Origin of the sequence: Nocardioides sp. HDW12B, from assembly GCF_011299595.1 — a bacterium.
In the GTDB taxonomy this organism is placed as follows: Bacteria; Actinomycetota; Actinomycetes; order Propionibacteriales; family Nocardioidaceae; genus Marmoricola_A.
The window spans coordinates 3,663,667-3,689,558 of the sequence record NZ_CP049867.1; the positions used below are offsets into that span (position 1 = coordinate 3,663,667).

Consider the following 25,892-nt stretch of genomic DNA (forward strand, 5'->3'; position numbering starts at 1 on the left):
CTCCTAGGATGGCGCCATGCCCGAGCTGCCCGAGGTCGAGGCGCTGGTCCAGGACCTGCGACGCCGACTGGACGGTCGCGCCATCGCGCGCGTCGACCTGGCCGCCTTCGCCGCGCTCAAGACCTACGACCCGCCGCTGTCGGCGCTGCACGGCACGATGGTCGACGGCGTCGAGCGGCACGGGAAGTTCCTCGACATCGACGCCTCCGGCATCCACCTCGTGGTCCACCTGGCGCGCGCAGGCTGGATCCGCTGGCGCGACGAGGTGCCGAAGACCCCGCCGCGGCCGAGCAACAAGTCGCCTATCGCCGCGCGCATCGTGCTCGACGACGACTCGGGCCTCGACCTCACCGAGGCGGGCACCAAGAAGAGCCTCGCGATGTACGTCGTCACCGACCCGGCCCAGGTGCCCGGCGTCGAGCGTCTCGGCCCCGACCCGCTCGACGACGCCTTCACCATCGAGGTCCTCGAGCAGATCCTGCGCGACGCCGGCCGCGCCCAGGTCAAGGGTGTGCTGCGCCAGCAGTCGATCGTCGCCGGCATCGGCAACGCCTACTCCGACGAGCTGCTGCACGCCGCGAAGATGTCGCCGTTCAAGCCCGCGCTCTCGATCGCCGAGGAGCCGGAGGCGCTGCAGACCCTCTACACCGCCATTCGCGAGGTCCTGGGCGCGGCCGTCGAGCGCTCCTCGGGCCTCGCGGCGGCCGACCTCAAGGGCGAGAAGAAGTCGAACCTCGCCGTCCACGCGCAGACCGGCAAGCCCTGCCCGGTCTGCGGAGACACGGTCCGCGAGGTCTCCTTCGCCGACTCGTCCCTGCAGTACTGCCCCACCTGCCAGACGGGCGGCAAGCCGCTCGCCGACCGCCGGATGTCCCGCCTGCTCAAGTGACCCGGGCCAGCACGGCGCGGAGCCGTTCGTCGAGGCGGGCCAGCTGGGGCGGGTCGGTGACCAGGGACGCGCGCCCCGGCGGCGGCAGGAACCCCACGACGTCCATCACGTCGAGGTAGGGCTCCGGCACCCGCCCCGTCCGCTCGACGTACGCCGCCGCGAACGCGTCGGCCACCGCGTTGCCGTGGCGCAGCGCGAGGTTCGTCGCCGCGTGCGCGACGTCGAGCCAGGCCGGGCCGACCGAGGTCTCGACCCAGTCGACGAGACCGCTCACCCGCCCGTCCGCCCAGAGCACGTTGTGCGGCCCGAAGTCGCGGTGCAGGAAGGTCCGGTCGTACGTCGGCACGGGAGTGCGCAGCAGCGCGAAGGCGTCCTCCCACGGGCCCGGGTCGCTCGCCCAGGCCGGGACGACGTACTTCGCCTCCCACGCCCACGACTGGAAGGTCCGGACGTCGACGCTCGGCTCGACCTCGTGCACGACGACGAGCAGGTCGGCCAGCAGCCCGAGCGAGGCGGCGTCGGACCGCTGGAGCTCGAGGCGGCCCGGCAGCCGGGTCATGAGGTGCGCCGGCTGACCGCACCGCACCCCCGTGGCATCGAGGGCGAGCGTGCGCGGCGCCGGGACGGGCGTGTCGTCGAGCAGCCGCTGCGTGTCGCGCTCGCGGGTCGTCAGCTCGACGCCGTGGGTGCGCCAGGGCTCCTCGGTCATCAGCCGCAGGACCGCTGACTCGCCGTCGCGCGGGGTCAGCGCGAGCATGGTCGAGGTCCGTCCGCCCTCCAGCGCCCGGACGTCCGTCACCGGACCCAGGTGCTCCTCGGCCCAGGCGAGGGCGTCCTCGTGGCTCGGCATGCTGGGATGCTCGCATGCGGGAGACGGTCGTCGGTGTGCTCGCGGGCCTCACCCTGCTCTGGGTGGCGCTCGTCGCCACCCTGTACGTCGTGGCCCGTCGCGAGGGCGACCCGACGACCTGGCGCGAGGTCCTGCGGCTCGTCCCGGACGTGGTGCGGCTGCTCCGGCGCCTGAGCACCGACCCGGACGTGCCCCGTGGCGTCCGGGTGCGGCTGGTCCTGCTGCTCGGCTACCTGCTCATGCCGCTCGACCTGGTGCCCGACGTGATCCCGGTGGTCGGCTACGCCGACGACGCCGTCGTCGTGGCCCTCGCGCTGCGGTCGGTCGTGAGGGCGGCCGGGCCGGAGGTCCTCGACCGGCACTGGCCCGGGACCCCGCAGGGCCTCACCGCGCTCAAGCGGCTCGCCCGCGTCCCCGGCTGACCGGGAAGACTCAGGAGACCGCGGCCGGCACCGATCCGGGAGCCGGCGCTGCGTGGACGCCGCCGCCGACCCCGAGCTCCTCGGCGGCCGAGACCACCAGCCCGCCGATCATGAACGCGGTGATCGCCGCGACCAGCGTGGCGGTCGACAGGTCGGGGATGAAGCGGCGCGCGCCGGTCACCGGACCGGACGCGTGGTAGCCGTGGGTGAGGGCGTGGCCCTTGCCGCGCCGGAGCAGGTGCCGGTTGACCGGGTAGGCGGCGAAGAAGGCCGCGGTCAGCGCGATCATCATCGCCACCCAGAACACCGGGTTCACCAGACCGGCGTCCATCGCGCCGGGGATGAGAGCCATCACGAGGTTGTCCACCAGCTCCATCGTCGCGATCGACAGGGTGTCGGCGGCGAGCACCACGGCGAGGGCGCTGCCCAGGCCGAGTCCCGCCCGCAGCAGCGGCAGCGTCGAGAGCGCGTAGCCGAAGAGGAAGGCCAGGCCCACCGCCAGCACGATCGTCCAGCCGGTGCTCAGCCCGATCGCGGTGCCGATGACGAGACCGAGGATCTCGCCGATGGCACACCCGGTGAGGCAGTGCAGCGTGGCGCTCAGCGCCATGGTGTTCACCCCGTCGTCGGACCCGTGCCCGGCGTGGTCGGGGTGGTCGGGGTGGTCGGGGTGCTCGACAGCGTGGTCGGCGGGGTGCTGGTGCTCAGGGTGCGACGTCGCGTGCATGGCCGTGCTCCTTCGGTGGATTCTCCACCAAGGTACCCCCAGGGGGTATATGCGTCAATCGCGGTCCAGACGCCTCAGGCCGGGACGCTCCGGCCCCGCTCGACCAGCCACCGCGCCGCCGGGTAGCCGGTGAGCAGCCCGAGCAGGATCCCGAGCTGCATGAGGAACCAGAAGCTGCCCTCGGTCGCCGGCGGCATCAGCTCGTTGTAGTGCAGCACCACCATCCAGCCGCCCATGCCGACGTCGAAGGCCAGCACCGTGAGGACCGCTGCACCCGCGGCGCGTGCGAGTGGCGGACGCCGCCCGGCACCGTGGGCGCGACCCGCGAGCAGCTCGTAGCCGAGCAGGAGGGCGACAGCGAGGACCCCGATGACGATGATCATCACCCACAGGTCGATGCCCGCGATGGTCAGGCCCGAGGCGATCACGAGCGGTACGCCGACCAGGTGGGCGACCGCCGAGGCGCCACCACCCGGCAGGCCGACCTCCGCCGGCGACGGTTCCGAGTCGCGCGTGGCGTCGGCCGTGCGGGCGACGTGGCGGCGGTGCAGGACCACCGCGGCCGGGCCCAGGTAGAGCGCCGCGGCGACCCACACCAGGTCGGCAGCCACCGAGCCGTGCCGCCGACCGCGGGCGACGTCCACAGTGATCACGACGGCGCTCACGACGGCCAGCACGAGGAAGATCCAGGCGATCGGCGTGACCCAGTCGGGGACCCGGTTCACCATCTGCATGTCCATGTCGGCAGATGCTACGAGCGCCCTCCCAGGTGCTCAGGCCAGCGACAGGAAGAGCTTCTCCATCTTCGCGGCGTCGACCGGGTCGAGGGAGCCGTCGTTCTCGGTCATGCACTGCTGCAGCCCGGTCGCCACGATGGCGTAGCCGCTGCGGCTCAGCGCCTTGTTGACCGCGGCGAGCTGGGTCAGCACCTGCTCGCAGGAGGAGCCCTCCTCCATCATGCGGATGACGCTGCCGAGGTGACCGTGGGCGCGCTTCATGCGCGTGATGATCGCCTTGATCTCGGTGGGCTCGAGCTCCATGTCTGTCCTGCTCTCCTGCGGGTGGTGGGACGTCGGCAGGTCCTCAACTGTACATCCCCCCGGGGGGTTGTGCTAACGTCTTCGTCATAACCCCCCGGGGGGTTAATCCGCACTGCCGCTGACACCGCCCGACCCCGAGAGGACCGACCCGCATGAGCCTGACCATCGTCCCCGTCGAGACCCCGACCCTGGGCGACCGCAGCTACCTCGTGCACGACGGCGAGGTCGCCGTCGTCGTCGACCCGCAGCGCGACATCGACCGCGTCACCGACCTGCTCGCCGAGCACGACGTCCGCCTCACCCACGTCTTCGAGACCCACCTCCACAACGACTACGTCACCGGTGGCTTCGCGCTCGCGGAGGCGACCGGAGCGGCGTACGTCGTCAACGGCGCCGACGAGGTCTCCTTCGACCGGACCCCCATCGCCGACGGGGAGACCGTCGCGGCCGGCCGCCTGCGGATCACCGCGCTGGCCACGCCGGGCCACACCTTCACCCACCTCTCCTACGCGCTGGGCGAGGTCGACGAGGTCGGCGAGGGGGCCGAGCAGGTCGGCGTCTTCACCGGCGGCTCGCTGCTCTTCGGCGCCACCGGCCGCCCCGACCTGCTCGGCGCCGAGCACACCGACGCGCTGGTCCGCCACCAGCACGCCTCGGCCCAGCGGCTCGCGGAGGTCCTGCCCGACGACGCCGGCGTCTTCCCGACCCACGGCTTCGGCTCGTTCTGCTCCGCCACCCAGTCCGACGCGACCGCGTCCACGATCGGGCGCGAGAAGGAGGTCAACCCGGTCCTGACCCAGGACGAGGAGACCTACGTCCGCGAGCTGCTCGACGGCCTGGGCGCGTGGCCGGCCTACTACGCCCACATGGCCCCGGCCAACGCCGCCGGCCCCGCCGCCCCCGACCTCACCCCGCCGCACGTCGCCGACGCCGAGGAGCTGCGCCGCCGCATCGAGGCCGGCGAGTGGGTCGTCGACCTGCGGAACCGGACCGCCTTCGCCGCGGGCCACGCGCCCGGCACGCTGAACTTCGGCCTCGACGGCGGCTTCGTGACCTACCTCGGCTGGCTCATCCCGTGGGGCACCCCGCTCACGGTCCTGGGCGAGAGCGCCGACGACGTGGCCACCGCCCAGCGCGAGCTCGTCCGGATCGGCATCGACCGGCTCGAGGCCCAGGCCGTCGGCGGCCCCGAGGACTGGACCGTCGGCGGGCGCGACGAGGTCGTGTCCTTCCCGACCGCGACCTTCGCCGACCTGGCCCAGGTCCGTCACCACCGCGAGGTCGTCGTGCTCGACGTCCGCCGCGCCGACGAGCACGAGACTGCCCGCATCGCCGGGGCCGTCAACGTGCCGCTGCACGAGCTCGTCGCGCGGGTCGACGACGTACCCGCGGGCGAGGTCTGGGTGCACTGCGCCGGCGGCTACCGGGCCTCGGTCGCCGCCTCGGTCCTGCACGCCGCCGGGCGGACGCTCGTCGCGATCGACGACAGCTTCGCCCACGCCGAGGAGGTCGGGCTGCACCTGGTCGGCCCCGAGACCGACACCGACGACACCGCCGACGGCTCGGCGGCCTGAGTCCCGTGACCTCCCTCGCGCTCGCCCTCGTCGCGGGCGCCCTCATCGGCCTGAGCCTGGGGGCGCTCGGCGGCGGCGGCTCCATCCTCGCCGTGCCGGTGCTCGTCTACCTGCTCGACCAGTCACCGGCCCAGGCCACCACCGGGTCGCTGGTGGTGGTCGGGCTGACCTCGCTGCTGGCCGCCGCCACGGCGCACCGCCAGGGCACGGTGCTGCTAGCCCGCGGCCTCACCTTCGGGGTCGTCGCCATCGGCGGAGCAGCGCTGGGGGCCCTGGCCTCGGCGCACGTCCCGGAGCCTGTGCTCATGGCCGCCTTCGCGCTGCTGCTCCTGGTCGTCGGCGGGGTCATGGTCACCCGGCTGGTGCGCGGTCGGGGGTCCGACCGCGACACCCGCCCCATCCTCGACGACCCGATCATCACCGTCAGCCCCACCTTCTTCTGCAACTGCCCGCAGGCGCTCAAGGTGCTCGTCACCGCCACCGTCGTCGGCCTGCTGACCGGTTTCCTCGGCGTCGGCGGTGGCTTCCTCGTCGTGCCCGCGCTCGTGCTGGCCCTCAAGGTGCCCATGACCCACGCCGCCGGCACGTCGCTGGTGGTCATCACGATCACCAGCGCGGCCGCGCTCGTCGTACGCGCCGGGGCCGGGGTGCAGCCCGACTGGGGCGTCGTCGCGGCGCTCACCGTGGCCTCCGTGCTCGCCGCCGTGGTCGGGGCCCGCGTCGCCGCCCGCGCCTGTCCCACCCAGCTGTCCGCGGCCTTCACCGGCCTCGTGCTCGTCGTCGCTGCCGGCACCGCCGCGCAGGCCCTCCCCGCCGTCGTCTGACCACCTCACCTGCACACCACCACCCACCACCATCCCACCCGAGAGGAACCACCCCCATGTGCCGTCCCACCCCCTGCCGGACCTGCGGCAACACCACCTGGGCCGGCTGCGGCCAGCACGTCGCCCAGGTCAGGGCCGCCGTCCCCGCCGACCAGTGGTGCCCCAGTCACGAGACGACCGAGAAGGCACCCGGCAGCGGCTTCTGGAGCCGCGTCACCGGGCGCTGAGCCGCCTCAGCGCCACGGCTCCGGCAGGGGTACGGCGAGCGCCCGCCCGAGCCGGGTGAGGTACTCCTCCCGGGAGACCCCGAGTACGCCGAGCGACGCGAGGTGCTCGGTCTGCCACTGCACGTCGAGCAGGCGGGCGTCCGCGTGCTCGTCGCGCAGCAGGTCGACCAGGCCCATGAGGGCGACCTTCGAGGCGTCGCGGGCGTGGTGGAACATCGACTCCCCCGCGAAGAGCCCCCCGATCGCGACGCCGTACAGGCCTCCGACGAGCTCGCCGTCCTGCCACGACTCGACCGAGTGCGCCCACCCCAGCGCGTGCAGGGCGCCGTACGACTGCCGGATGGCGGGGCTGATCCAGCCGCCCGAGCGACCAGGGTCCGCGCAGGCCTCCACGACGCGGTCGAACGCCGTGTCGACGCGGACCTCGAACCGCCGCGCCGACTGGCGCATCGACCGCGTCACCCGCAGCCGGTCGAGCGGCAGGATGCCGCGCTCGACCGGCGACCACCACCCGATCCGCCGCCCCCGGGGCCCGTCGGGCATGGGGAACAGGCCCGCCCGGTAGGCCGCGACCAGGGTCGCGGGCTCAAGGTCCGCACCGGTGGCCAGCAGGTCGTCGTCGGGCAGCCGGCCGGCCCGCTCGAGCTCGCCGAGGTCGGGGAAGGCCCACGGCGTCGGCGCGAGGTCGTGGGGCATGCACGCCATTGTGGTCGGTCGGGCGCGCGGATTGGCACGCCCTCGGGCGGGGCAGGCTTACGGCGTAAGACCCGTCCCGCACCCGATCCCCAGGAGAGACCCCACGTGAGCGTGCGCAGCGCGATCGCCGGCAAGCTGATCCCCGACGTCCACCGCGTCGCCCCCAACGCCAACCGGACCTTCATCCACCAGACCCTGGCCCGCGCCATCAGCGGTGTCGGGCCCCTGCCCCCGGCCGCCCAGGCCGCGGAGAAGCAGCTGCGCGAGCAGGGCGGCGACGTGGAGAAAGGCATCCACGAGGTCATCGAGAACCACGTCCGCCTCTCGGCCGCCCAGGGCTTCGTCACCAACATCGGCGGCCTCGTCACGATGGCCGCCACCGTGCCGGCCAACATCTCCGGGCTCGCCGTGCTCCAGTGCCGGATGGTGGCGGGCATCGCGCACCTGCGCGGCTACGACCTCGACGACCCCCGGGTCCGCAACGCGGTCCTGCTGACGATGCTGGGCGAGGACACCGTCAAGGGCCTGGTCAAGAAGCGCCGCATCCCCGGCCCGCCGATGGTCATCGCCACGGCCCCGACCCACGACGCCAGCCTCGACTCGATGATCGCGGGCGAGGTCACCAACGCGCTGGTGACCCGCGTGGTCGGCAAGCGCGCCGCGAAGACGGTGGCGCGCCGCGTCCCGATCGCCGGCGGCTTCTACGGCGCCGGCTCCGACGGCTACTCGACCTGGCAGATCGGCCGCTACGCCACCCGCGAGCTCGCCCCCCGCGCCCGCTGACCTGCCGGGCCGGTGCGGCACAATGCCGCCATGGCCGACGTCGTCCACCTGCACGTGGGTGCACCCAAGACCGGGACCACCTATCTGCAGGGGCGTCTGCACCAGAACCGCGAGGCGCTCGCGCGCCACGGGATCCACTACCCCTCGGGCCTGCGCCAGGACATGTTCGTCGGTGCGCTGGACCTCATCGACCGGCCCTGGGGCGGACAGCGCAGCCAGGTGCACGGCGAGTGGGACGCCCTCACCGCCCGCGCCCGGCGCGTGCGCGGCACGGCGGTCATCAGCCACGAGATCCTCGCCAGCGCCACGGCCGAGCAGGCGGCCCGCGCGCTCACGGCGTTCGGCGACGCGGAGGTCCACGTCGTCTACTCCGCCCGCGACCTGGGCCGCCAGATCCCGGCCGAGTGGCAGGAGAGCGTCAAGCACCGCAGCCGGCGCACCTTCCGCGCCTACACGCGCCTGGTCCGCACCCGCGACCAGGTGGACTCCGACCTGTGGTTCTGGCGGGTCCACAGCCTGCCCGACGTGCTGCGTCGATGGGGCCAGCACCTGCCCCCCGAGCGGGTCCACCTCATCACGCTGCCGCCGTCGGGCTCGGACCGCGAGGAGCTGTGGCGCCGCTTCTGCCACGCCTGCGGCATCGACCCGACGATCGGTGAGCCGGTCGGCGGGCGGGCCAACGTCTCTCTCGGCATCGAGGAGATCGCCGTCCTGCGCGACCTCAACAAGCGGCTCAAGCGCTCCAACCTCGGCGGCGAGGCCTACGGACCGCTGGTGCGCGAGCACCTCGCCCAGCAGGTGCTGGCCCAGCGCTCCGACATGCGCCGGGCCGTGCTCGGTCCGCGCCACCGCGACTGGGCGCGCGAGACCGCCGACGGGTGGATCGCCCACGTGCGTGAGTCGGGCATCGACGTCATCGGCGACCTCGAGGACCTGCGCCCGGTCTTCCCACCCGCGACCGAGACGTGGCACGACCCCGACAAGCCCCGGCCCCGGGTCGTCCGCGAGGCGGCGATGACCGCGCTCACGGGTGCCGTGCTCGAGGCCGCGAGCCGGCCCGACCCCGCCTCCACGCCGCTCGCGCGGATGTCACGCGCCGTGCGGCGGATCCGCGTCCGCTAGGCCGACCTCAGGGGGCGAGCGCGCGGACGACCCGGCTCGGGCTCGGCCGCCCCAGGTGGCCCTCGAGCCACCGGCTGGTGGCCACCAGCGCCTCCAGGTCGACCCCGGTGGCGACGCCGAGACCGTGCAGCATCCAGACCAGGTCCTCGGTCGCCAGGTTGCCGGTGGCCGACTCGGCGTACGGGCAGCCGCCCAGGCCGCCGGCGCTCGCGTCGTACGTCGTGACGCCGTGCGCGAGCGCGGCGTACGCGTTGGCCAGGGCCTGGCCGTAGGTGTCGTGGAAGTGCACCGCCAGCAGGTCGTCACCGGTGCCGGCGGCGTTGAAGGCGTCGAGGAGGGCGGTGACGTGGCCGGGGGTGCCGACGCCGATCGTGTCGCCCAGGGACAGCTGGTAGGCACCGAGGTCGAGAAGTCGCCGGCCGGTCTCGACGACCCGGTCGAGGGCCACCTCGCCCTCCCACGGGTCGCCTAAGCACATCGAGACGTAGGCGCGCACGTCGACGCCCTCGGCGAGAGCCCGCGCCACCACCGGCTCGAACATGGCGAACTGCTCGTCCCAGGACCGGTTGAGGTTGCGCCGGGCGAAGGTCTCGGTGGCGCTGCCGAAGACCGCGACGTGCCGCACGCCGGCGGCGAGCGCCCGGTCGAGGCCGCGCTCGTTGGGCACCAGCACGGGCAGGCGCTCGACGTGGTCGAGCCGTCCGAGCAGTTCCTCGGCGTCGGCCAGCTGCGGCACCCACCGCGGGTGCACCATGCTCGTGGCCTCGACGACCGGCAGCCCGGCCGCTTGGAGGCGGGTGATCAGCTCGGCCTTGACCTCGACCGGCACCACGGCGGACTCGTTCTGCAGCCCGTCGCGCGGCCCGACCTCGTAGATCGTCACCCGCTCGGGCAGCCCGTCCTGCCGGACCGTCGTCGGCTCGCGCATCAGCCCTCCTCGCCCTCGTCGAGGGCCACCACGAACAGCGTGGCGCCCAGCGCCACCTGGTCGCCGGCGGCGGCGCCGACCTCGGCGACGGAGCCGGCGAACGGCGCGCGCAGGGTCAGCTCCATCTTCATGGCCTCGAGGACGCCGAGCTCGGCCCCCTCCTCGACCCGGTCGCCGGGCGCGACGGAGACCGCCAGCACGGTGCCGGGCATGGGGGCGGTCAGCGTGCCGTCCCCGACCTCGGCGCCGTCGGCGGCGAAGGGGTCGACGCGGGCGAAGACGAAGCGCTGCCCGCGCCAGGACAGCTCCACCCCGTGCGCCTGGGCGTTGACGACCGCGGTGTGGCGGCGGCCGTCGAGGTCGAGCACGACCTCGTGGTTCGCCGCCGAGAGCTGGGTGACGGCCCGGGTGGTGCCGCCGTCGGTGACGGTCCCGGCGGCGAGGTCGACGACCAGCTCGCGGTCGAGCTCGACCAGCACCGGGGCCGCGTCGGCCCCGAGGCGCCAGCCGTCGGGGGCGAAGGGCCCGGCCGGCGCGGTCATCACGGTGACGAGGGCGTCGGTCCAGGCGGCGATCACGCGGGCGGTGTCGACGTCGGGGGCCGCCACGTCGTGCCGGTCCAGCCAGGCGGTGTCGACCTGGCTGTCGCGGAAGGCGTCGGAGGCCGCGAGGGCCCGCAGGAAGCCGGTGTTGGTGGTCAGGCCCAGCACGGCGGTGCGGTCCAGCGCGGCGACCAGGGCCTGACGGGCACCCTCGCGGTCGCTGCCGCGGGCGATCACCTTGCCGAGCATGGGGTCGTAGGCCGACGTCACCGTCTGGCCGCTCTCCAGCGCCGCGTCGACGCGGGCGGATGCCGGCCAGCGCACGATCGACGCCGTGCCGGCCTGGGGCAGGAAGCCACCGAAGGCGTCCTCGGCGTAGACGCGGGCCTCGATGGCGTGTCCCACGCAGCGGACGTCGTCCTGGGTGAAGCCCAGCTCCTCCCCCGCCGCGACCCGGAGCTGGAGGTCGACGAGGTCCAGCGGTCGCCCGGCCACCTCGACGACGAGCTCGGTGACGGGGTGCTCGACCTGGAGTCGGGTGTTCATCTCGAGGAAGTACACCTCCTCGGAGCCCTCGTCGCCGGCGACGAGGAACTCGACGGTCCCGGCGTTCTCGTAGCCGACCTCGCGCGTCAGGGCGACCGCCGAGTCGAGGAGGGTGCGCCGGGCCGCCTCGGACAGCCCCGGGGCCGGGGCCTCCTCGAGGACCTTCTGGTGGCGCCGCTGGGCCGAGCAGTCGCGCTCGAACAGGTGGACGACGTGGCCGTGGGAGTCGGCGAGCACCTGCACCTCGACGTGGCGGCCGCGCTCGACGTACCGCTCCACGAGCAGGGTGTCGTCGCCGAACGCCGAGGCCGCCTCGCGACGCGCCGCGGCCAGCGCTCCCTCGAGCTCGGCCGGGTCGCGGACGATGCGCATGCCCTTGCCGCCGCCGCCGGAGGCGGCCTTGACCAGCACCGGGAAGGCGTCGACGGCCGCGCCCGCGTCGGTCGAGCCTGTCGAGACCACCACCTCGACCCGCGGCACGACCGGCACCCCGGCGCGCTCGGCGATCTCGCGCGCCCGGTCCTTGCGACCCATCGCGTCCATGACGTCGGCCGACGGGCCGACGAAGGTCAGGCCGGCCTCGGTGACCGCGCGGGCGAATTCTGCTCGCTCTGACAAGAACCCGTAGCCGGGGTGGACGGCGTCGGCTCCCGAGTCTCGCGCGGCGTCGATGATCCGCTCGACCGAGAGGTACGACGACGTGGCCGGCGTCGGCCCGAGGTGCACCGCGGCGTCGGCCGCCCGCACGTGCGGGGCGTCCCGGTCGGCGTCGGAGAAGACCGCGACGGTCCGCAGCCCCCGGGCGCGGGCGGAGCGGATGACGCGCAGCGCGATCTCGCCCCGGTTGGCGACGAGCAGGGCGCGCAGGGGCCGCGGGGTGCTGGGGGCGGCGGTCGAGCCTGTCGGGACCACGTCAGTCATCGGCGCTCACATCCTGAAGATTCCGTAGGAGGGCTCCGGCACCGGCGCATGTGCAGCGGCGGCCAGGCCCATGCCGAGGACCCGGCGGGTGTCCACCGGGTCGATGATGCCGTCGTCCCAAAGCCGGGCGGTCGAGTAGTAGGGCGAGCCCTGCTCCTCGTACTGCTCGCGGATGGGCGCCCGGAACGCCTCCTCGGCCTCGTCCGACCACTCCTCGCCCCGGCTCTCGATGCCGTCGCGCCGCACCGTCGCCAGCACCGACGCCGCCTGCTCGCCGCCCATCACGGAGATGCGCGCGTTGGGCCACATCCACAGGAAGCGGGGGTCGTACGCACGTCCGCACATGCCGTAGTTGCCCGCCCCGAAGGAGCCGCCGACCACGACGGTGAACTTCGGCACCACCGAGCACGACACCGCGGTCACCAGCTTCGCCCCGTCGCGGGCGATGCCGCGGTTCTCGTAGTCGCGTCCCACCATGAAGCCGCTGATGTTCTGCAGGAACACCAGCGGGATCCGGCGCTGGTTGCACAGCTCCACGAAGTGCGCGCCCTTGAGCGCCGACTCGGAGAAGAGGATCCCGTTGTTGGCCACGATCCCGACGTCGTAGCCCCAGATGCGCGCGAACCCGGTCACCAACGTCTCGCCGTACAACCGCTTGAACTCGTGGAAGCGCGAGCCGTCGACGATGCGGGTGATCACCTCGCGCACGTCGTACGGCGTGCGGCTGTCGGTCGGCACGACGTCGTAGAGACCCTCCGGGTCGAGCGTCGGGGCTTCGGGGACCGAGGGAGGGCGGGCAGCAGTGGCGCCGCCCGCGCGTCCGTCGGGCGCGGGCAACGTCCCGACGATCGAGCGGACGATGGCCAGCGCGTGGGCGTCGTCGTTGGCGAGGTGGTCGACGACGCCGGAGGTGCGGGCGTGGACCTCGCCGCCGCCGAGCTCCTCGGCGGTGACGACCTCGCCGGTGGCGGCCTTCACCAGCGGCGGGCCGCCGAGGAAGATCGTGCCCTGGTCCTTGACGATGACGGTCTCGTCGGACATGGCCGGCACGTAGGCGCCGCCGGCGGTGCAGGAGCCCATGACCGAGGCGATCTGCGGGATCCCGGCGGCCGAGAGGTTGGCCTGGTTGAAGAAGATCCGGCCGAAGTGCTCGCGGTCGGGGAAGACCTCGTCCTGCATCGGCAGGAAGGCCCCGCCGGAGTCGACGAGGTAGACGCAGGGCAGCCGGTTGGCCCGGGCGACCTCCTGGGCCCGGAGGTGCTTCTTGACCGTCATCGGGTAGTAGGTGCCGCCCTTGACGGTGGCGTCGTTGGCCACGACCACGCAGAGCCGGCCCTCGACCGAGCCGATGCCGGTCACGATGCCGGCGCTGGCGATGTCGCCGCCGTAGAGGTCGTGGGCGGCGAGCGGCGCGATCTCGAGGAAGGGGCTGCCGGGGTCGAGGAGGCGGTCGACGCGCTCGCGGGCCAGCAGCTTGCCGCGGCCGGTGTGCTTGGCCCGGGCCTGCTCGGACCCGCCCAGGCGGGCGCGGGTCAGCCGCTCGCGGAGCTCGGCGACGAGGTCGCGCATCGAGGGAGGCGTGCTCGGCCCGGGCATCGTGGTCATGACCCTGATGTTAACGATCATTAACCGCGGACGCTATCCTTCTGCCGTGACCACCCGGCGCGAGCAGATCCTCGCCACCGCGGCCGAGCTCTTCGCGGCGCGCGGCTTCCACGGCGTGTCCGTGGTCGAGCTCGGCGCGGCGTGCGGGGTGACCGGGCCGGCGCTCTACCGCCACTTCGCCTCCAAGGACGCGATGCTCGCCGAGATGCTCGTCGCCATCAGCCAGCGGCTGCTGAGCGTGGGGCGGCAGCGGGTCGCGGCCGCCGACGGCGCCTCCGGGGCGCTCGAGGCCCTGGTGGCGTGGCACACCGACTTCGCGCTGCACAACAAGGCGCTGATCGTCGTCCAGGACCGCGACTGGTCCTCGCTGCCGCCCGAGGCGCAGGAGCAGGTCCGCCACCTGCAGCGGACGTACGTCGAGCTGTGGGTCACCACGCTGCGCGAGGTCCGGCCGGAGGTCGACTCCGACCGCGGCCACGCGATGGTGCACGCGACGTTCGGCCTGCTGAACTCCACCCCGCGCAGCAGCTACCTCGGAGAGCCCGCGATGGCCGACCTGCTCACCGCCATGGCCCACGAGGCCCTGCTCCGTCCCTGAGGTCGTCAGGACACGTGGCCGCGCAGGACCCGCGCCGCCTGGTCGACCTCGGCCACCGTGTTGTGCACGTGGAAGGCGAGCCGGAGCCGCCCGGCGCGCCCGGCGCCACGGATGCAGTGCTCGACGAGCAGCGCCGGCACCGCGTCGGTCACGGCCAGCGAGACGATCGCGGAGCCGCGGGGGTCCAGCCCGACCCCGGCGCTGAAGCGGTCGGCGAGACCGACGGCGTGCTCGTGCAGGACCGCCGCGTCGACGGAGGTCAGCAGCTCGAGCGAGGTCCGGGTGGCGACCCAGCCGTGCCAGGCCGGGGAGACGTCGAAGCGTCGGGCGTCCTCGGCCAGCCGAAGCGGTGAGCCGTAGATGCTCGACCACCGGTCGGCGCCGGCGTACCACCCGGCGCTGTGCGGGACGACCTCGTCCCAGCGCTCCGGGCGGGCGGTGAGGAAGGCCGTCCCTCGTGGCGCGAGCAGCCACTTGTACGCACTGGTCACGGTCCAGTCGAAACGGCTCGCGTCGACGGGCAGCCAGCCGGCGGCCTGCGTGAGGTCGACCAGCGTGCGGGTGCCCGTGCGGGCGGCCGCCTCGGCGATCGCGTCCAGGTCGGCCACACGCCCGTCGGCGGACTGCACCGCCGCCACCGCCACGAGGTACGTCGACTCCCGCACCTCGTCGGCCAGGGCCGTCAGCGGGACCTCGCGGACCGTGACCCCGCGACCCGCCTGGGCCAGGAACGGGAACGTGACGCTGGTGAACTCGCCCGCCGCCACGAGCACCTCGGCCCCGTCCGGCACCGCGGCCGCGACGAGACCGACGAACGGCGAGGCCTGGTGGCCGACCGCCACCCAGCCGGACGGCACGCCCACGAGCCCGGCAAACAGGTCGCGAGCGGCCTGGACCGACTCGTCGAAGGCCCGCGCGTCGGCGGTCCCCCGCTGCCAGTCGTCGAGGGCGAGCGCCAGGGCGTCGACCGTCCGCCTCGACGGCAGCCCCAGGGTGGCCGAGTCGAGGTAGACCCCCGACGCCGCGAACTCGGCCTGCGCTTCGGTCAGCTCCACGGCGTCAGCCTGGCAACCAGGAGACGTGGGGAGCGAGCACGGCGTACCCGACGAAGGCACCGACGTCGAGCAGGGTGTGGGCGACCACGAAGGGTGCGACCCGCCGCCACCGCAGGAACAGCCAGCCGAAGAGCAGCCCCATCACCAGGTTGCCGACGAAGCCTCCGACGCCCTGGTAGAGGTGGTAGGCCCCGCGCAGCACGGCCACCACGACCACCGCGGTGCGCGAGCGCATGCCGAGCTGCTCGAGGCGCAGCAGCACGAAGCCGAGCAGGATGAGCTCCTCGACCGCGGCGTTCTCGAGCGCCGCCAGCACCAGGACCGGGTAGCGCCACCACACGTCGTCGAGGTCCTGCGCCACGACGGCCAGGTTGAGGCCCGCGGCGTACGTCGCGAGGTAGAAGACCAGCCCGACGCTGCCGACCGCCGCCGCGAGGACCGCGCCGCGGCCGGTGTCGAGGCCGAGGTGGCGCCGCGACCACCAGAGGTGGAGGCTGCCGCCGCGCAGCACCAGCAGGTACGCCGCCAGCGCGATCGGCACCACGGCGAAGACGACCGACAGCAGCTGGTAGACGAGGTCGAGCCACGGCCGGTCCGGGGCGAGGCTGCGGTTCATGACCGCGCGCTGCTCCGAGAGCGGGCCCTGGGTGAGGGCGGCGACGAAGTTGACGACGGCGTAGACCGCTGAACGACCCAGCGAGAGCAGCAGCACCAGGGCGATCTCGACGACCAGGGCCGCGCGCAGCACGCGGTCCGACTCGTCGCGCAGCCGTGGGTCCGGCAGCAGGCCGTCGAGGGTGGGGGGCGAGCTCACGGGCACCAGCCTGCCACCGGGGTGATCGGGTGCGACCGGGTCGGCCCCCACTCGACGGAGTGTCGCGGGCCGGTCGTCATTGGTGAACTATCTACATCGTGAAGTATCATCACGATATGCCCAGCCGCCAGGAACGCGTCGCCGCCCTCGACCGCGTGCTCGAGCTCGCGCTCCTGCTGAACGTCGACATGACTCGCGGGCTGTCCGAGCAGGGCCTCACCGAGTCACGGACCCGGGTCGTGTGGCACCTCCTGCAGTCCGGACCCTCGACCCAGCGCGCCATCGCCGACGCCCTCGAGGTCAGCCCGCGCAACGTCACCGGGCTGGTCGACGCCCTCGTCGACACCGGCTTCGTGCGACGCGAGCCGCACCCGACCGACCGGCGGGCCACGCTCGTGCACCTCACCGACCGGGGTGAGCGCACGGCCGCCGACCTCGCGGCGGGGCAGGACGAGTTCGCCCGGCTGCTCTTCGCCCGGATGCCCACCGCCACCTTCTCCGGGCTCGTGACCGGCCTCGACGCCGTCCTCGAGCGCCTGCGACCGCTCGTCGCCGGGGCCGGGGGCGAGCCCGACGCTCACGACCTGGCCCCCAGACCCGCACCCACGAGAGGCGACCGCGATGCCTAGCCTGCGACCCGTCCCCGGCACCGCCGGCCCACGCTGGCGCCCACGCTGGTTCTGGTGGTGGGCCCGCCACGCCGTGGTGTTCGAGGTCCGGCTCTACCGCAGCCTGTTCCGCTGGGTCACGCGTCGCGCCGACCGCGGTGGCCCCGCGGACAGCGACTTCACCTACGCCCGCATGGTGACGCCCGTGATGTGGCTGTGGATCTTCGCCTCGGCGGCCGAGATCCCCCTGGTCCACGTGCTCGTGCCCTGGGAGGGCATTCGGCTGGCGCTGCTCGTCACCGGCGTCTGGGGCGTCGTGTGGATGATCGGCCTGCTGGCCAGCCTGTGGGTCTACCCGCACCTGCTCACCCCGGACCGGCTGGTCGTCCGCAGCGGCGCCGGCCACCGCATCGAGCTGCCCTGGGAGACGATCGCCTCCTTCCGCACCGGGCTCGAGGACCTCCCCTCCTCGGTGTGGACCCTGCAGCCGCTCGAGACCGAGGACGGCACCGACCTCAACGTCGGCAGCGGGGCGCAGGTCAACGTCCACGCCCGGCTGACCGCCCCGGTGGTCGTGCCGACCGCGAAGGGCCCGATGGAGATCGTCGAGCTGAGCTTCTACGCCGACGAGCCCCGCGACCTCGTCGCGCTGGCCAGGACGCACCTCGCCGTACGCCGCTGAGGGTCGATTGTCCGAAGCCGGCCCGAGCGGGCCGGAGGGTCCCTACCATCGGAACCCAGACATCACGGACAACCGGGGGGCACGAGCCATGGCGACGAACACGTACGGACGAGTGACGGCAGGGCTCGCGGGCCTGGCGACGACGGCGGCCCTGGTGCTGACCGGGGCGGCCCCGGCCGGCGCCCAGACCGTCGGGCGCGACGACAGCGGCGCCGACGTGTTCACGTGGGACACCTCCGCCAGCCCCGCGACGGTGACCCCGTCCTCGCGCACCACCAACGTCGCGGTCGAGCGGGTCGTGGTCAAGCACACCCGATCCGCCTTCGTGGTGGCCACCCAGATGTCCTCCCTGGCCCGCAACGGCGACTACTTCTACCTCAACGCCGTCCTCACGCTCCCCGACGAGACCACCTACTCGTCGTTCCTCGTCGTCGAGCCCGACGACCGCAACGGCCGCAGCGTGCTGCAGAGCCCCGCCGGCGGCAGCACCATCGCCTGCCGCACCATGACGCACACCGTCGACTACCGCGCCGACCGGCTGCGCCTCGTGGTGCCCCGCTCGTGCTTCGGTGCGCCCGCCAGCTTCCAGGTCTCCGGCGCCGTCATCGACTACCCCGCCGGCGCACCGGGCGGCCGGGTCCACGTCGACCAGCTCTTCTCCGAGACCCGCAGCAGCGTCAAGACGGAGCCTCTCGCCCGCGGCTGAGGCCCGACCCCGCTCCCACGCCGCCCGGACCGCCTCCTTTCGGGCGGTTCCCTGATCCGACGGCGCTGGGTAGCGTGCTGCGCGTGAGACGCCCGCCCCACGAGAACGTGGCGACCGTGCTGGTCGACCCGGTGGTGCTGCGCGACCTCGAGCTGGCACTCATGGCGCTGGACCTGTGGGTCTGGCCCGTCGAGACCGCGCCGGTGGCGACCGACGGGCCGCGGATGGCGTTCCAGGTGCGCCGCCGCATGCTCCTGGCCAAGCGCGGGGACTGGGACGTCGCCGCCGACTGGACCCCGGTGTGGATCAGCTTCGGCGACAGCTGGCGCACCGGCGAGGAGCCGCTGCCGTGGAGCGCCCACGCGACGCTGTGGGACACGCTCGCCGAGCACGCCGACCACGTCCGCTACCGGCTCGGCCTCGGCGGCATCCCCAAGCTCGCCGTCCCCCGCGACGTCAGCGCCTGACCGCCCCGCCCGACGGCAGGTCCATGATGTGCACCGGCCCCTCGCCCTCGGGGAGCCAGTGCGGCTTCACGTCGCCGAGGATCCGCCAGCCACGGGAGAGGTAGAGCGAGACCGCGCGGGCGTGCGCTCCCCCGACGACCTCGAGGACGGGATGCCGTCCGAGGTCGCGCACGTGGGCCTCACAGACGTCCATGAGCCGGCCACCGATGCCGAGCCCGGTGTACTCGTGGTCGACCACCAGCACGGAGACGGCCGCCAGCTCCTCCACCGGACGCCCGGTGCCCGCGCTCCACTCCGGGCCGATGTCGTGGTCGGTCACGTCGAGGACGCTGACGTGCCCCACGACGGCGCCGTCGAGCTCGGCCACCCACGACGCCAGCTCACCCCGTCGTACGACGAACTCCTCGACGGGGAACGGCAGCGGGTTGCGGAACGGGTAGTGGGTCAGGGGCTGCTGACGCATGATCAGCGCGCCGACCGCCGCGACGTCCTCGGGTCGGCGAGGACGGATGGTGAGCGGCACCCCGCGAGGATAGTCAGGACGTGGTCGCGACCGCGCCGGCGTCAGTGCCTGCGGTGCCGGACTGGGGAACCGCTCCGTTGACGGCTCGCTTGATGACGGCCTCGAGGTCGAGGCCGGTGGAGGTCTTGAGCATCGACAGGGTCTCGACGACGTTCTCCGTGACCTGCTTGGGCAGCGCGCCGGCACCGTCGGTGGAGACGATCGTGAGGTCCTTGATGTTGCTGATCGGGGCGGCCACCTCGCGGGCGATCTGCGGCAGGATCTCGATGAGCATCTGCAGCACGGCCGCGTCGTTGTAGTTCGCGAACGCCTCCGCCCGCTTGTCCATCGCCTCCGCCTCGGCGTGACCGACCGCGAGCGTCGCCGCGGCGGTCGCCTCGCCCTCGGCACGGGTCGCCTGGGCCTCGGCCGTACGACGCGCCCGCTCGGCCTCACCGCGGCGCTCGCCCTCGATGGCCTCGGCCTCCGCCAGGGCGGCACGACGGGACTTCTCCGCCTCGCCGCTGAGCCGGGTCTCCTCCGCCTTGCCCTGGGCGTTCGCGATCGCGGCCGCCTTGCGCGCCTCGGCACCGGCGATCTCCGCGGTCCGGTTGGCCTCCGCCTCCTGCTCGACCTTGTAGCGGGCGGCGTCGGCGGGCTTGCGGACCTCGGTCTCCAGGTTGCGCTCGGTCAGCGCCGCCTGCCGGACGGCGACCTTCTCCTGCTCCATGAGGATCGACTGGTCCCGCTCGGCCTGGGCCAGCGGGCCGGCCGCAGCGGCGTTGGCGGCAGCCGCGTCGGTCTCGGCCTTGATCTCGGCCTGCTTGAGCGCCAGCGCCCGCTGGGAGATCGCGATCTCCTCCTCGGCCTTGATGCGGGCCTGCTCGGCGGCCTGGCGGGCGTTGGCCTCGGCGATGGCGGCGGCCTGGCCGATGCGGGCGGCCTCGGGCCGACCGAGGTCGGCGAGGTAGCTGCCGTCGTCGGTGACGTCCTGGATCTGGAAGGTGTCGAGGATGAGGCCCTGACCGGTCAGCGAGGTCTCGGACTCGTCGGCGACCCGCTGCGCGAAGGCGGCGCGGTCGCGGATGATCTGCTCGACGGTCAGGCCGCCGACGATCGAGCGGAGCGCGCCGGCCAGCACCTCCTGGGTGAAGGGCTCGATGTCGTTCTGCTGCGACAGGAAGCGCTGGGCCGCCAGCCGGATCTGGTCGGCGTTGCCGCCCACCTTGACGATCGCCACGCCCTCCACGTTGAGCTTCACGCCCTGGCCGGAGACGGCACCGCCGATGCGCACCGAGATGCGCCGGCTGGAGAGGTCCATGGTCGCCAGCTTCTGCACGAACGGGATGACGAACGTGCCCCCGCCGAGGATGACCTTCTGGCCCGACAGGTCGGTGGTCAGCGCACCGGTCTCCGGGTTGAGCACCGCCTTGCCCTTGCGGCCGGTGACGATGAAGGCCTGGTTGGGCCCGGCCACCTTGTAGCGGCTGGTGACCAGCAGCACCAGCAGCACGAAGAGGACGACGAACCCGACGACCGGGATCAGGACAGCGGTGGTCATGTGGTGCCTTTCGGTGGTGTCAAGGGATGTCAGGAGAGTCAGGAGGTGAGGGGCCAGACGGGGGCGACGGTGACGGCGGTCGGGGAGAGCACGCCGGTGACGTGGGCCTCGGTGCCGACCGGGAGCGCGGTACCGTCGGGGTCGGCGCGTGCGTTGAGCTGCAGGGTGTGCCCGCCGACGCGGACCCGGACGACGCCCAGGCCCCCCTCGGGGATCTCGGTCAGGACGGTGGCGTCCAGGCCGACGGTGTCGGAGGCGCCCACGGGGTCGTCGCTGCCGCCGCCGCGGACCAGGCGCGTCAGCCACGCGGCGAACCAGCCGGCCACGACACCGGCGACGGCTCCGACGGCCACCGCCAGCAGGACGGGGAGCCCGAGACCGTCGGCGACGGCGGCGCCGAAGCCGAAGGCCGACACGAACCCGCCGAGGACGGCGCTGGAGAACCAGTCCGCGGCCAGGGCGTCGAAGGCTCCGTCGAGCAGGTCCCCGGCCAGCAGGGAGACGGTCAGCACGAGCAGGCCGACGACGCCGATGACGAGATACACCGTCACGGTCTCCCCCTCCGTCCCCCGGACCGGACCCGGGCGGTGACCCGGACCCGGACTGCTGAATCGGCAGCATAGTGGGCGAACCGGGCTGACAACGGAGCCTTCCCGTCGGCAGGTGGCCGGCACTAGGGTCGGGCGGCGTGAGCCGGACCGCTTCCCTGCGCCGCGTCGCGACGGCGTACGTCGTGGCGCTCCTGGTCGCGACTGCCTGGGTCCTGGTCGGCCCCGACACCGGCCGGCTCTGGCTGGACGCCCTGCTCGCCGACGTGGTGGCGACCCTCGCCGTCTTCGGTTTCAGCCGGGCGCACAAGAACTCGAGCTTCTACGACGCCTACTGGAGCGTCGCTCCGCCGGTCCTCCTCGCCTTCTGGTGGATCGTCGCCGAACCGGCCGGAGACGCCGCCCGCTCCGCCCTGGTCGCCCTGGTCGTCGTCGTGTGGTCGGTGCGGCTGACGGCGAACTGGCTGGTCGGCTTCCCCGGGCTGCACCACGAGGACTGGCGCTACCCGCTGCTGCGCGAGCGCGCCGGCCGCGCCGAGCTCGCGGTCGACCTGGTCGCGATCCACCTGGTGCCGACGCTGCAGGTCTTCGCCGGGATGCTCCCCGTGTACGTCGTGCTGACGCGGCCCGGGCGCGGGCTCGGCTGGCTGGACGTCGTCGCGGCCGTCGTCGGGCTGGGAGCGATCGCCCTCGAGACCGTCGCCGACCTGCAGATGCGGCGCTTCGTGCGGGACCGCTCTCCCGGGGAGGTGATGGACCGCGGGCTGTGGGGCTGGTCGCGGCACCCGAACTACCTGGGCGAGCTGGGCTTCTGGGTCTCGCTGGCGCTCTTCGGCCTGGCCGCGTCACCTGGTGACGGCTGGTGGCTGTTCGCCGGGGCCCTGGCGATGCTCGCGATGTTCCTCGGCGCCAGCATCCCGATGATGGAGCAGCGCAACCTCGAGCGGCGGGCGGGCTACGCCGACGTCGTCGCGGGTGCCGCGCTTCCTGCCCCGGCCGTGGCGCGGCACGAGTCGTCCGACGGCGGAGCGCTCGTGACCCGACCGCGCGTCGTGGTCGCCGGCCTCGGCGACACGGGCGTGCTGACCGCGGTCCGCCTCACCCGTCACGTCGACGTCGTGGGGATCTCCTCGAAGCCGGGACTGGTGAGCGGCCAGGAGCTCGGTCGCCGGCTGGCCCGCCCGGAGGAGTGGCAGCGCGACTACCGGATCGGCTTCGACCGCTTCCGCGGCCTGCGCCGCGCGCGGACGGTGCACGCGACGCTGACCGGCCTCGACCTCGACGGGCGCCGGGTGCTGCTCGAGACGAGCGACGGGGTCACGACGATCGAGGAGTACGACGTGCTCGTGGTCGCCAGCGGGGTGACCAACGGCTTCTGGCGACGGCCCGACCTGCAGTCCCCAGCGGAGGTCGACGCGGACCTGCGCAGCGCCCACGAGCAGCTGGCGGCCGCCGGGAGCGTGGTCGTCGTGGGAGGCGGCGCGGCCGCGGTCGGCACGGCGGCGAACCTCGCCGGTCGCTGGCCGGACACCGAGGTGCACCTGCACTTCCCCGGCGAGCGGGCCCTGCCGCAGCACCACCCGCGGGTCTGGCGCACGGTCCGTCGTCGACTCGAGCGGCTCGGGGTCGCGCTCCACCCGGGTCACCGCGCCGTCGTGCCGGAGGGGTTCGCCTGCGACCGGATCACCCAGGGACCGGTGGCCTGGTCGACCGGGCAGGAGTCGTCGTACTCCGACGCCGTGGTCTGGGCGATCGGGCGGGTGCGTCCCAACACCGCGTGGCTGCCGGCGAGCCTGCTCGACGACGACGGGTTCGTCCGGGTGACGCCGCAGCTGCAGGTGCCCGGCCACCCGGAGGTGTTCGCGGTCGGCGACGTGGCCGCCACCGACCCGCTGCGCTCCTCGGCGCGCAACCGGGCCGACCGGCTCCTCGCCCGCAACGTCCGGGCCCACCTCGCGGGCCGTGCGCTGCGCGCCTACCGGCCCCCGGGTCGTCGGTGGGGGTCGGTGCTCGGCGCGCAGCACGACGGGCTCCAGGTCTTCGCGCCCGACGGTCGGGGCTACCGCATCCCCCGGTGGTCGGTCGACACCGTGCTCCAGCCGTGGGTCGTCCGGTGGGGGATCTACCGCGGAGTCAGCGCAGGGCGAGGCAGCCGGAGGTGTCGGTCTCCCAGGTGAGCTCGGCGTCGCGGGCGATGCGGGTGTCGAGCTTGGCCGCGATGTCGTCGGGCCAGGGCGCCGTGTGCCGCGTCTCCATGTCGATGTGGAGGAAGATCTCCTCCATCACAAAGCTGAGCCGCTGGTGGGACTCGTCGAGCAGGTAGACCAGCGCGTGCGCTGCCCGCTCGGAGCGGCCCAGGAGGCGGACGCGGGCCGACATGCGGTCACCGGTGCGCAGCTCGGCCAGGTAGGTCAGGTGGTGCTCGGCGGAGAAGCACGCGTGCCCCTGCGCCGGCCACTGCGGCGGGATGCCCAGCTCCACGAGCGACTCGTCGAGGCCCTCGCTGGCGATGCCCGTGTAGTGACGGACGTTGAGGTGGCCGTTGACGTCCTCGAACGCGATCGGCACCGGCTGCTCGCTGTACGCCGACAGGCCGACGAGCTGGTCGTAGGTGGGGTGCTGTGACTTCACCGGGCTGAGGCTACCGCTCGCACGCGCTCCGGGGGGCGGTGAACGGGTGCACTCCGATGCACACGGGCGTCGTCCTCAGCCCCCGTCGAAGGCGTCGCGGAAGCGCGCGAGCGCCACCAGGCTGTCCTCGGACGCCCACGCCTCCAGGCCGACCACGCCGTCGTAGCCGAGGTCACGCAGGGCCGCGGCCACGGCGGCGTACCGGATCTCGCCCGTGCCCGGCTCGCAGCGCCCCGGTACGTCGGCGACCTGGATCTCGCCGATCAGCGGCAGGCAGTCGCGCACCAGCTCGATGAGGTTCCCCTCGCCGATCTGGGCGTGGTAGAGGTCGAGGTTCATCCGCAGGTGCGGGCTGTCGACGGCGGCGACGAGCGCGCGCGTGTCGGCAGCACGGGCGAAAGGGACGCCCGGGTGGTCGACGGCCGTGTTCAGGTTCTCCAGACAAAAAGTGACACCCTCGCGCTCCCCCAGGGCCGCGACGCGGCCGAGCGTGTCGACGGCGCGCTCGTGCATCTCCGGCGTCACCGTCCCGACCGGGCGGACCGGTAGGCCGCCCGGACCGAGCCCGGTGCCGTGGAGGTTGAGGTTCGGCTCGCCCATCGTGGCGGCGGCGCGGACCGACTGCTCCGCCGTGCGCAGCAGCGCCTCGATGCCGTCGGGCTCCGTCAGGTCACCCTCGACGTAGCCGGTCACTGACGTGAAGCGCGCGCCCGTGGCGGCGAGGGCGTCGAGGTCCTTCGTCGTCCAGTCCCAGATCTCGACGGCGAAGCCGAGGTCGTGCAGCGCACGGGCCCGCTCCTCGACGGGCCGGTCGAGGAGCACCATCTCGGCGCAGACCGCCAGCGTGTACGGCGTGCTCATCGCGCCACCCGCGCGGGGGCGCCGGACTCGACCGATGCGATCGCGGCCAGCGCGACCGCGAAGGCGCGGTGGGCGTCGTGCCCGCCGACCGAGGGCGCACGGCCCTCCCGGACGGCGGTGACGAACTCCTCGAGCTCGGCCGCGTAGGCGCCGCCGAAGAGCTCGACGTCGCTGCGCGCGGTCTCGACGTGACGGCCGCCGACGTTGCTGAGGCGCAGGGACGACCGGGCGCCGTCCCCCATCGTCACCATGCCGGCCGAGCCGAACACCTCGCCCCGGACGTCGTAGCCGTAGGCGGCGGAGAAGCTGGCCTCGGCCACCGCGATGGCGCCGTTGTCGAAGGTGACGACGACGACGGCGGTGTCGAGCAGGCCGGCGTCCTTGAAGTCCGGGGCGACGAGGGCGTCGGCGGTGGCGTGGACGCTGACGGCCTCGACGCCGGGGTTGAGCCACAGCAGCGTGTCGAAGTCGTGGATGAGGGTCTGGGTGAAGATCGTCCACGGCGGGACGCCGCCAGGATCGGCGAGCCCGGGGTCCCGGGTGACCGAGCGGAGGATCTGCGGGGTGCCGACCGCACCGTCGGTGACGAGCCGGTGCGCCGCGGCCCAGTCGGGGACGAAGCGGCGGTTGAAGCCGACCTGGAGCGCGACACCCGCGTCGGCGGCGGCCTGCGTGGCGGTGGCGATCTCCTCGAGGCTCATGCCCATCGGCTTCTCGCAGAAGACGTGCTTGCCGGCGGCAGCCGCCGCGACGACCAGCCCGGCGTGGGCGGTGGAGGACGCGGTGATGACGACCGCGTCGACCGCGGGGTCGGCGACAAGTTCGTCGGCGTCGGTGGTGGCGCGTGCGCCCAGGGGCCCGGCGAGGTCCTCGGCGACACCGGGACGGGGGTCGGCGACCGCCACGAGGTGAGCGCCGTGGACGCGGCGGGCGAGCAGCCCGGCGTGCGAGGTGCCGATACGGCCGGCTCCGATCAGGCCGACGCGGACGGGCGCGGTGCCGGCGGGGTCGAGGTGGTGGGACACGGGCTTCCTCTGGCGTGGTCGAGTCATGACTAGCGCGCTCTAGTCTGGAGGGGCGTCGAGCCCGGGTCAAGGGCGATGGCACCGCGGGCTAGCGCGCTCTACTGTGGTCCCGGGTCGCGCTGCGCCTGTCGCGGTCCC

29 protein-coding genes are annotated in these 25,892 nt (G+C 73.7%); 13 read left to right on the forward strand and 16 right to left on the reverse strand.

Annotation, left to right across the window (positions count from 1 at the left end; all coding sequences use genetic code 11):
* The first annotated feature begins 16 nt into the window (after positions 1-16).
* Positions 17-889, forward strand: a complete 873-nt coding sequence (locus tag G7072_RS17130) for an Fpg/Nei family DNA glycosylase (protein ID WP_166088502.1) — start codon at positions 17-19, stop codon at positions 887-889.
* On the opposite strand, the gene G7072_RS17135 is transcribed toward G7072_RS17130, so the two are convergent.
* Complete coding sequence (locus tag G7072_RS17135) at positions 882-1,739, reverse strand: aminoglycoside phosphotransferase family protein (protein ID WP_166088505.1); 858 nt, start codon at positions 1,737-1,739, stop codon at positions 882-884. The genes G7072_RS17130 and G7072_RS17135 overlap by 8 nt on opposite strands.
* 14 nt (positions 1,740-1,753) lie before the next feature.
* Here G7072_RS17135 and G7072_RS17140 point away from each other — a divergent pair, with 14 nt between their 5' ends.
* Positions 1,754-2,161, forward strand: a complete 408-nt coding sequence (locus G7072_RS17140) for a DUF1232 domain-containing protein (protein WP_166088507.1) — start codon at positions 1,754-1,756, stop codon at positions 2,159-2,161.
* Positions 2,162-2,171: 10 nt separating this feature from the next.
* Here the strand turns inward: G7072_RS17140 and G7072_RS17145 are convergent, their stop codons facing one another.
* The 3 genes from G7072_RS17145 to G7072_RS17155 form a co-directional block, all read right to left on the reverse strand.
* Positions 2,172-2,888, reverse strand: coding sequence for a DUF4396 domain-containing protein (locus tag G7072_RS17145; RefSeq protein ID WP_240917014.1), 717 nt, complete (start codon positions 2,886-2,888; stop codon positions 2,172-2,174).
* A gap of 74 nt (positions 2,889-2,962) precedes the next feature.
* Positions 2,963-3,628, reverse strand: coding sequence for a DUF4396 domain-containing protein (locus G7072_RS17150; RefSeq protein ID WP_166088509.1), 666 nt, complete (start codon positions 3,626-3,628; stop codon positions 2,963-2,965).
* 33 nt (positions 3,629-3,661) lie between these two features.
* The gene (locus G7072_RS17155; protein ID WP_166088511.1) at positions 3,662-3,928 is read right to left on the reverse strand and encodes a metal-sensitive transcriptional regulator; all 267 of its coding nucleotides are present in this window, start codon (positions 3,926-3,928) and stop codon (positions 3,662-3,664) included.
* Between the two features lie 152 nt (positions 3,929-4,080).
* Here G7072_RS17155 and G7072_RS17160 point away from each other — a divergent pair, with 152 nt between their 5' ends.
* From G7072_RS17160 to G7072_RS17170, 3 genes are read left to right on the forward strand one after another with little or no spacing between them, the layout of a single operon-like run.
* A complete protein-coding gene (locus tag G7072_RS17160; RefSeq protein ID WP_166088512.1) occupies positions 4,081-5,502 on the forward strand; it encodes an MBL fold metallo-hydrolase in 1,422 nt (473 codons plus the stop codon).
* A gap of 5 nt (positions 5,503-5,507) precedes the next feature.
* Positions 5,508-6,326, forward strand: a complete 819-nt coding sequence (locus tag G7072_RS17165; protein ID WP_166088514.1) for a sulfite exporter TauE/SafE family protein — start codon at positions 5,508-5,510, stop codon at positions 6,324-6,326.
* Positions 6,327-6,382: 56 nt separating this feature from the next.
* Positions 6,383-6,553 carry a hypothetical protein gene (locus tag G7072_RS17170; protein WP_166088516.1) on the forward strand — a complete coding sequence of 57 codons (171 nt, stop codon included), beginning with the start codon at positions 6,383-6,385 and terminating at the stop codon, positions 6,551-6,553.
* Between the two features lie 6 nt (positions 6,554-6,559).
* On the opposite strand, the gene aat is transcribed toward G7072_RS17170, so the two are convergent.
* Positions 6,560-7,249, reverse strand: coding sequence for a leucyl/phenylalanyl-tRNA--protein transferase (aat, locus tag G7072_RS17175; RefSeq protein WP_166088519.1), 690 nt, complete (start codon positions 7,247-7,249; stop codon positions 6,560-6,562).
* 105 nt (positions 7,250-7,354) lie between these two features.
* Between aat and G7072_RS17180 the strand changes: the two genes are divergently transcribed.
* Positions 7,355-8,032 carry an EcsC family protein gene (locus tag G7072_RS17180; RefSeq protein ID WP_240917015.1) on the forward strand — a complete coding sequence of 226 codons (678 nt, stop codon included), beginning with the start codon at positions 7,355-7,357 and terminating at the stop codon, positions 8,030-8,032.
* 30 nt (positions 8,033-8,062) lie between these two features.
* Positions 8,063-9,154: a hypothetical protein gene (locus tag G7072_RS17185; RefSeq protein WP_166088521.1), complete on the forward strand. Its 1,092-nt coding sequence runs from the start codon at positions 8,063-8,065 to the stop codon at positions 9,152-9,154.
* A 7-nt stretch (positions 9,155-9,161) separates the two neighbouring features.
* Here the strand turns inward: G7072_RS17185 and G7072_RS17190 are convergent, their stop codons facing one another.
* Genes G7072_RS17190 through G7072_RS17200 form a run of 3 tightly spaced genes read right to left on the reverse strand, consistent with a single transcriptional unit; the run spans position 9,162 to position 13,696 of the window.
* Positions 9,162-10,082, reverse strand: a complete 921-nt coding sequence (locus tag G7072_RS17190) for a hydroxymethylglutaryl-CoA lyase (protein ID WP_166088523.1) — start codon at positions 10,080-10,082, stop codon at positions 9,162-9,164.
* Complete coding sequence (locus G7072_RS17195; protein WP_166088525.1) at positions 10,082-12,091, reverse strand: biotin carboxylase N-terminal domain-containing protein; 2,010 nt, start codon at positions 12,089-12,091, stop codon at positions 10,082-10,084. Before G7072_RS17195 ends, G7072_RS17190 begins: the two co-directional genes overlap by 1 nt.
* Positions 12,092-12,097: 6 nt before the next feature.
* Positions 12,098-13,696, reverse strand: a complete 1,599-nt coding sequence (locus G7072_RS17200) for a carboxyl transferase domain-containing protein (RefSeq protein ID WP_240917016.1) — start codon at positions 13,694-13,696, stop codon at positions 12,098-12,100.
* A 46-nt stretch (positions 13,697-13,742) separates the two neighbouring features.
* Between G7072_RS17200 and G7072_RS17205 the strand changes: the two genes are divergently transcribed.
* Positions 13,743-14,294 (forward strand): TetR/AcrR family transcriptional regulator, encoded by a 552-nt coding sequence (locus G7072_RS17205; protein ID WP_240917017.1) that lies wholly within the window; start codon positions 13,743-13,745, stop codon positions 14,292-14,294.
* A 5-nt stretch (positions 14,295-14,299) separates the two neighbouring features.
* Here the strand turns inward: G7072_RS17205 and G7072_RS17210 are convergent, their stop codons facing one another.
* Entirely contained in the window at positions 14,300-15,349 is a 1,050-nt protein-coding gene (locus tag G7072_RS17210) for an aminotransferase class V-fold PLP-dependent enzyme (RefSeq protein WP_166088530.1), read from the reverse strand.
* Between the two features lie 4 nt (positions 15,350-15,353).
* Complete coding sequence (locus tag G7072_RS17215) at positions 15,354-16,163, reverse strand: CPBP family intramembrane glutamic endopeptidase (protein WP_240917018.1); 810 nt, start codon at positions 16,161-16,163, stop codon at positions 15,354-15,356.
* 116 nt (positions 16,164-16,279) lie between these two features.
* On the opposite strand from G7072_RS17215, the gene G7072_RS17220 reads away from it, so the two are divergent.
* From G7072_RS17220 to G7072_RS17235, 4 genes are all read left to right on the forward strand, one after another.
* Positions 16,280-16,792: a MarR family transcriptional regulator gene (locus G7072_RS17220; protein WP_166088532.1), complete on the forward strand. Its 513-nt coding sequence runs from the start codon at positions 16,280-16,282 to the stop codon at positions 16,790-16,792.
* The gene (locus G7072_RS17225) at positions 16,785-17,453 is read left to right on the forward strand and encodes a hypothetical protein (RefSeq protein WP_166088534.1); all 669 of its coding nucleotides are present in this window, start codon (positions 16,785-16,787) and stop codon (positions 17,451-17,453) included. The genes G7072_RS17220 and G7072_RS17225 overlap by 8 nt, the downstream gene beginning before the upstream one ends.
* An 88-nt stretch (positions 17,454-17,541) precedes the next feature.
* Complete coding sequence (locus tag G7072_RS17230; protein ID WP_166088536.1) at positions 17,542-18,159, forward strand: hypothetical protein; 618 nt, start codon at positions 17,542-17,544, stop codon at positions 18,157-18,159.
* Between the two features lie 83 nt (positions 18,160-18,242).
* Entirely contained in the window at positions 18,243-18,626 is a 384-nt protein-coding gene (locus G7072_RS17235) for a hypothetical protein (protein ID WP_166088538.1), read from the forward strand.
* Here G7072_RS17235 and G7072_RS17240 read toward each other — a convergent pair.
* The 3 genes from G7072_RS17240 to G7072_RS17250 are packed head-to-tail and all read right to left on the reverse strand — an operon-like array spanning position 18,616 to position 21,240.
* The gene (locus G7072_RS17240) at positions 18,616-19,149 is read right to left on the reverse strand and encodes a GNAT family N-acetyltransferase (RefSeq protein WP_166088541.1); all 534 of its coding nucleotides are present in this window, start codon (positions 19,147-19,149) and stop codon (positions 18,616-18,618) included. The two genes, G7072_RS17235 and G7072_RS17240, sit on opposite strands and share 11 nt — an antisense overlap.
* 13 nt (positions 19,150-19,162) lie before the next feature.
* A complete protein-coding gene (locus G7072_RS17245) occupies positions 19,163-20,689 on the reverse strand; it encodes a flotillin family protein (protein WP_166088543.1) in 1,527 nt (508 codons plus the stop codon).
* A 38-nt stretch (positions 20,690-20,727) separates the two neighbouring features.
* Complete coding sequence (locus G7072_RS17250) at positions 20,728-21,240, reverse strand: hypothetical protein (protein ID WP_166088545.1); 513 nt, start codon at positions 21,238-21,240, stop codon at positions 20,728-20,730.
* 137 nt (positions 21,241-21,377) lie between these two features.
* Here G7072_RS17250 and G7072_RS20120 point away from each other — a divergent pair, with 137 nt between their 5' ends.
* Positions 21,378-23,414 (forward strand): DUF1295 domain-containing protein, encoded by a 2,037-nt coding sequence (locus G7072_RS20120; protein ID WP_240917019.1) that lies wholly within the window; start codon positions 21,378-21,380, stop codon positions 23,412-23,414.
* On the opposite strand, the gene G7072_RS17265 is transcribed toward G7072_RS20120, so the two are convergent.
* The 3 genes from G7072_RS17265 to G7072_RS17275 form a co-directional block, all read right to left on the reverse strand.
* Positions 23,371-23,868 (reverse strand): thioesterase family protein, encoded by a 498-nt coding sequence (locus G7072_RS17265; protein WP_166088550.1) that lies wholly within the window; start codon positions 23,866-23,868, stop codon positions 23,371-23,373. The genes G7072_RS20120 and G7072_RS17265 overlap by 44 nt on opposite strands.
* A 75-nt stretch (positions 23,869-23,943) precedes the next feature.
* Positions 23,944-24,729, reverse strand: a complete 786-nt coding sequence (locus tag G7072_RS17270; RefSeq protein WP_166088552.1) for a TIM barrel protein — start codon at positions 24,727-24,729, stop codon at positions 23,944-23,946.
* Positions 24,726-25,754 carry a Gfo/Idh/MocA family oxidoreductase gene (locus tag G7072_RS17275; RefSeq protein WP_240917020.1) on the reverse strand — a complete coding sequence of 343 codons (1,029 nt, stop codon included), beginning with the start codon at positions 25,752-25,754 and terminating at the stop codon, positions 24,726-24,728. Before G7072_RS17275 ends, G7072_RS17270 begins: the two co-directional genes overlap by 4 nt.
* Between the last annotated feature and the right edge of the window lie 138 nt (positions 25,755-25,892).

Coding starts and splice junctions, on each gene's coding strand:
- G7072_RS17225 (WP_166088534.1), top strand. CDS start 16,785: ATGCCTAGCCTGCGACCCGTCCCCGGCACCGCCGGCCCACGCTGGCGC.
- G7072_RS17155 (WP_166088511.1), bottom strand. CDS start 3,928: ATGGAGCTCGAGCCCACCGAGATCAAGGCGATCATCACGCGCATGAAG.
- G7072_RS17230 (WP_166088536.1), top strand. CDS start 17,542: ATGGCGACGAACACGTACGGACGAGTGACGGCAGGGCTCGCGGGCCTG.
- G7072_RS17140 (WP_166088507.1), top strand. CDS start 1,754: ATGCGGGAGACGGTCGTCGGTGTGCTCGCGGGCCTCACCCTGCTCTGG.
- G7072_RS17200 (WP_240917016.1), bottom strand. CDS start 13,696: ATGACCACGATGCCCGGGCCGAGCACGCCTCCCTCGATGCGCGACCTC.
- G7072_RS17150 (WP_166088509.1), bottom strand. CDS start 3,628: ATGGACATGCAGATGGTGAACCGGGTCCCCGACTGGGTCACGCCGATC.
- G7072_RS17220 (WP_166088532.1), top strand. CDS start 16,280: ATGCCCAGCCGCCAGGAACGCGTCGCCGCCCTCGACCGCGTGCTCGAG.
- G7072_RS17270 (WP_166088552.1), bottom strand. CDS start 24,729: ATGAGCACGCCGTACACGCTGGCGGTCTGCGCCGAGATGGTGCTCCTC.
- G7072_RS17145 (WP_240917014.1), bottom strand. CDS start 2,888: ATGCACGCGACGTCGCACCCTGAGCACCAGCACCCCGCCGACCACGCT.
- aat (WP_166088519.1), bottom strand. CDS start 7,249: ATGCCCCACGACCTCGCGCCGACGCCGTGGGCCTTCCCCGACCTCGGC.
- G7072_RS17190 (WP_166088523.1), bottom strand. CDS start 10,082: ATGCGCGAGCCGACGACGGTCCGGCAGGACGGGCTGCCCGAGCGGGTG.
- G7072_RS17160 (WP_166088512.1), top strand. CDS start 4,081: ATGAGCCTGACCATCGTCCCCGTCGAGACCCCGACCCTGGGCGACCGC.
- G7072_RS17170 (WP_166088516.1), top strand. CDS start 6,383: ATGTGCCGTCCCACCCCCTGCCGGACCTGCGGCAACACCACCTGGGCC.
- G7072_RS17135 (WP_166088505.1), bottom strand. CDS start 1,739: ATGCCGAGCCACGAGGACGCCCTCGCCTGGGCCGAGGAGCACCTGGGT.
- G7072_RS17130 (WP_166088502.1), top strand. CDS start 17: ATGCCCGAGCTGCCCGAGGTCGAGGCGCTGGTCCAGGACCTGCGACGC.
- G7072_RS17195 (WP_166088525.1), bottom strand. CDS start 12,091: ATGACTGACGTGGTCCCGACAGGCTCGACCGCCGCCCCCAGCACCCCG.
- G7072_RS17185 (WP_166088521.1), top strand. CDS start 8,063: ATGGCCGACGTCGTCCACCTGCACGTGGGTGCACCCAAGACCGGGACC.
- G7072_RS17245 (WP_166088543.1), bottom strand. CDS start 20,689: ATGACCACCGCTGTCCTGATCCCGGTCGTCGGGTTCGTCGTCCTCTTC.